Here is a 4,935-nt window from a genome sequence, read left to right on the forward strand (position 1 = left end):
ACAGGCCCGCCTTGCTCAGCCCGGCCATGAGCACCTGGTGCCGGCGGTCCGTCATGCGCTCCGCCAGCCGCTCCGGTGCCGCCGAGCCGGGCGCGGGCCGCTCGGGCACCGGGGTCGGGGGCGGGGCGGACGGGGTGTCGTAGAGGCGCCAGCCGCCGTCCCCGGGCCCCCAGAGCGCAACGACCGCCTCGGCTCCGCGCGCCCGCACGGTCCGGGTCATGTCGCCGACGGCGTACAGCACCGGCTCCCGGTACGGGGACTCGGCGCCCACCGTCCAGGTGTCCTGGGCGGGCTCGTGGAACATCGCGACCCAGCGCGGTTCACCGGGCGGCCGTGGGCACCGGGGACGCTGCTTCTCCTCGGGAGACCTCATGGGCACCTCACCCCTTCGCAAAGGACCGGCGGGGCGACAGTAACTGACGGATCGTCAGATGACCAGGGGGCGGGCGGCCGGGCCGCGGCGCAGATCCCGTCCGTCCGGCACCGGTCCCTCCCCTCGTGGGGACCGGTGCCGGACGGTGCCGGGCCGTCGACCCGCGCCCTGTCGGCGATGCGGCACGGATCGAAGAACGGGGACGGTGTCCGGGGCGCGCGGGCTCACCCGCCGCGCGCGACCGGGGACGCGCGAATTCGGCCGAGAACCTTCGGCGCCATGGGCCACCTCTCCGGGGCACCGGGCCGGTGGCCTGTCCGGACGGTGCGTGACGGGTGCGCTACCGGGTCGGGATCCTGCCACTCACGGCCCCGCAGGTGGAGGTCCCGGTCTCCGGCCGACCCCTTCGCCGCAGGTCAGCCTTGTAGGGTGAGTTTTCCGGTCCGGACGTCCACACGGGGTAAGGGGTGGGACCTTGAGTTCCGACTCAGGGGCACGCACAGCCTTCGCCGAGCGTCTCGCGCTGTTGTACAAGGAGGCCGGAAACCCTCCCCTCAAGAGCGTCGCCGAGGCGGTCGTACGACTGCAGCGGGTCGACGAGCGCGGCCGGCCCGTACGCGTCTCGGCGCAGCGGATCAGCGACTGGCGCCGGGCGCGGAACGTGCCGGCCCAGTTCGCCGCCCTCGCCGCGGTGCTGCAGATCCTGATCCCGGAGGCCCGGCGCCTGCGGCCCGCACCGGTCTCCACCGGCCTGTACGACCTCGCCCACTGGCAGCGGCTGTGGGAGCTGGCGCTGGCCGGTCCGACCGGCGAGCGGCCCGCACCGCCCGTGGAACGCAACCGGCGCCCCCCGGCCCAGGCCCCGCCCGTCGCCGGCGGTGTGTGCCCGTACCGGGGCCTGGCCCCCTACCGGCGGGAGGACGCCCGCTGGTTCTTCGGCCGCGAACGCAGCACGGCCGCCCTCGTCGCCCAGCTGCGCGCGGCCGAGCGCTCGGGCGGCCTGGTCATGCTGGTCGGCGCCTCGGGAGCGGGGAAGTCGTCGCTGCTGAACGCCGGTCTGGTCCCCGCGATCCGCGCCGGCGCCCCGGACGGCCCGGCGGACGGCACCGCCGTCCGGCCCCGGCGGGTCGTGCAGCTCGTACCCGGAGCCGATCCGCTGGGCGAACTCGTCCGCCGCGTCCCGGAACTGGCCGGGACCGCGGACGCCGCGCGCGCCGCCGAGCGGAAGGCCGCGCACGACCCGGCGCTGCCCGGCAGCGACGCCCCGCACCTGGCCCGGGCCGTGCGCGAGGCGGTCACGGTCTGGGCGGGCCGCGACCAGGACCCCGGCACGCGGCCGGTCCTCATCGTGGACCAGTTCGAGGAGGCGTTCACCCTCTGCGCCGACGAGGCGGACCGCCGTACCTTCGTCCGGTTCCTGCACGCCGCCTGCACCCCGCCCCCCGGCTCCCCCGTACCCGCCCCCGTCCAGGTCGTCCTCGGCATCCGCGCCGACTTCTACGAGCAGTGCCTCGGCCACCCGGAACTCGCCGACGCCCTCCAGCACCGGCACATGGTGCTCGGCCCGCTGACCACCGCCGAGCTGCGCGAGGCGGTGACCGGCCCGGCCAAGGCCGTGGGGCTGGAGCTGGAGCCGGGGCTGGCCGAACTGATCGTGCGCGAGGTCAGCGCCGACGGCCCGCGCGGCGCGCACGACGCGGGCGCGCTCCCGCTGCTGTCGCACGCGCTGCTGGCCACCTGGCAGCGCCGCAAGGCCGGAAAACTGACACTGGCCGGCTACCGCGCGGCGGGCGGCATCCAGGGCGCCGTCGCGGCGACCGCCGAGCGCGCCTGGTCCGGCCTGGACCCGGCCGCCCGCACCGCCGCCCGGCTGCTCCTGCTGCGGCTGGTCCGGCTGGGCGAGGACACCCAGGCCACCCGGCGGCGCGGCACCCGCCGGCAGCTGGCACAGGAGTCCGCCGACCCCGGCAAGACGGAGGAGTCGCTGGAGGCCCTGGTGCGGGCGAGGCTGGTCACCCTGGACGCGGACACCGTGGAGATCACCCACGAGGCGCTGCTGCACGCCTGGCCCCGGCTGCGGCACTGGATCGACGAGGGCCGCGGCGACCACCTGCTGCGCCAGCGGCTGGAGGAGGACGGCCGGGCCTGGGAGGACTCCGGCCGGGACAGCTCGCTGCTGTACCGGGGGTCCCGGCTGGAACAGGCCCGCAGCTGGGCCCGGTCCGCCGGGGACACCTACCTCACCCGCAGCGCGGTGGAGTTCCTGGCCGCCTCGGTACGGCTGCGCAAGCGCTCGGTGTGGCTGGGCCGGGCCGCGGTCGCCGCACTGGTCGCGCTGGCCGTGCTCGCCGCGGGGTCCGCGGTGATCGCCTCCCGGCAGCGCGACGACGCCGTCTTCGCGCAGGTGCTCGCCGAGGCCGACCGGGTGCAGCACACGGATCCCTCGCTGGCCGCCCAGCTCGATCTGGTCGCGCACCAGCTGCGCCCCGGCGACGAGGGCACCTACAGCCGCCTGATCTCCATCGTGAACGCCCCGCTGGCCACCCCGCTGTCCGGCCACACCGGCGCCGTCTACCTCACCTCCTTCAGCCCGGACGGCCACACCCTGGCCACGGCCAGCTACGACCGCACGGTCCGGCTGTGGAACGTCACCGACCCGCACCGCCCGGCCCCGCTCGGCAAACCGCTCACCGGCCACGCCAGCTGGGTGAGCAGCGCCGTCTTCAGCCCGGACGGCCGCACCCTGGCCAGCGCCGGCGACGACGGCACCGTCCGGCTGTGGGACGTCACCGACCCCCGCCGCCCCGCACCGCTCGGCACCCCGCTCACCGGCCACACCGGCACCATCTACCTGGTCGCCTTCAGCCCGGACGGCCACACCCTGGCCACGGCCGGCGAGGACCGCACCGTACGGCTGTGGGACGTCACCGACCGGCACCGGCCGGCCCCGCTGGCCACACTGCGCGGACACACCGCCGCGGTGCGCACCGTGGCGTTCGGCCCGGACGGGCGGACCCTCGCCACCGGCGGCGACGACGACACGGTCCGGCTGTGGGACGTCACCGCGCCACGCCGGCCGGCGGCGGTCCGCACCCTGCGCGGGCACACCGACCTGGTGCACTCGGTGGCCTTCAGCCCGGACGGGCACACCCTGGCCAGCGGCAGCGCGGACGACACCATCCGGCTGTGGGACGTCACCCGCCCCGCCCGCGCGGCGGCGATCGGATCACCGCTGACCGGCCACACCGGCCCGATCTGGTCCGTCGCGTTCAGCCCCGACGGCGGCCGGCTCGCCGCCGCGAGCGCCGACAGCACGGCGAGCCTGTGGAACGTCGGGGATCCGGCCGCGCCGTCCCAGATCGGCGAACCGCTGGCGGGCAGCAGCGGTGAGATGTACGCCCTGGGGTTCAGCCCGGACGGCCGCACCCTGGCCACCGGCAGCGGGGACGGCAAGGCACGCCTGTGGTCGGTGCCGAGCTCGGACATGCTCGGCCGCAACGGGGCGTTCCGGCCGGACGGGCGGGTGCTGGCCACCGCCGCGCGGGACGGCAGGCTCAGGCTGTGGAACGTGGCCCGGCCCGGCCGGCCCGTCCCGCTCGGCAAGCCGTTCATGCGCGCCGACGGCGACCAGCGCTCCCTGGTGTTCTCCCCCGACGGCCGCACCCTCGCCGTCCTCACCGGCGTCCGCGCGGTCCACCTGTGGAACGTCACCGACCCCGCCCATCCCGTCCCCGCCGGCCCGCCGTTACGCCTGCGCACCCGTTTCATGGGCCCCGACGCACTGGCCTACAGCCCCGACGGCCGCACCCTGGCCACCGCCTACGACGACCGCACCATCCAGCTGTGGAACGTCACCGACCCCGCCCGCGCCGTGCCGCTCGGCAAGCCGCTGACCGGCCACCGGGGCTACGTCAACGCGCTCGCCTTCAGCCCGGACGGGCGCACGCTGGCCAGCGGCAGCGCCGACAGCACGATCCGGCTGTGGAAGGTGGCCGACCCCGCCCGCGCCGTCCCGCTCGGCACACCGCTCCCGGAGCACTCCGGTCCGGTCAACGCACTCGCCTTCAGCCCCGACGGGCACACCCTGGCCAGCGGCAGCGACGACGACACGGTCCGCCTGTGGAACGTCACCGACCCGGACTCGGCGCGCGCGCTGGGCGACCCGCTCACCGGTCACACCGAGGCGGTCACCTCCGTGACGTTCAGCGCCGACGGGCACACCCTGGCCAGCGGCGGCAACGACAACACGGTCCGCCTGTGGAACGTCACCGAGCCGGACTCCGCGACCCCGATCGGCCAGTCGATGAGCCCCAACGCCAAGACGGGCGCCTTTCTGTCCTTCAGCCCCGCCAGCCACGTCCTCGGCGTCTCCAGCGGCAGCGACACCGTCCGCCTGTGGAGCCTGGACGCCGACGCGGCGATACGGCACATCTGCTCGGTCACCCGCGGCGTCCTGACCCCGCACCGCTGGCACGAGTACCTCTCCCGCCTCTCCTACGACCCCCCGTGCGGTCGATGATCGGCCAACCTCCGTGATTCACCCCGGACTTGGCCCCATGCAA

At 76.0% G+C, this 4,935-nt stretch carries 2 protein-coding genes; one reads left to right on the forward strand and one right to left on the reverse strand.

All coding sequences use genetic code 11. The features are described from left to right. A partial coding sequence (locus tag IE312_RS41925) for a hypothetical protein (RefSeq protein WP_229900467.1) occupies positions 1-373 on the reverse strand: 373 nt, incomplete at its 3' end. A 475-nt stretch (positions 374-848) separates the two neighbouring features. On the opposite strand from IE312_RS41925, the gene IE312_RS26520 reads away from it, so the two are divergent. Then, a complete protein-coding gene (locus IE312_RS26520) occupies positions 849-4,892 on the forward strand; it encodes a WD40 repeat domain-containing protein (protein ID WP_189984848.1) in 4,044 nt (1,347 codons plus the stop codon). Positions 4,893-4,935: the final 43 nt, after the last annotated feature.

The organism is Streptomyces capoamus (genome assembly GCF_014654935.1).
Taxonomy (GTDB): Bacteria; Actinomycetota; Actinomycetes; order Streptomycetales; family Streptomycetaceae; genus Streptomyces; species Streptomyces capoamus.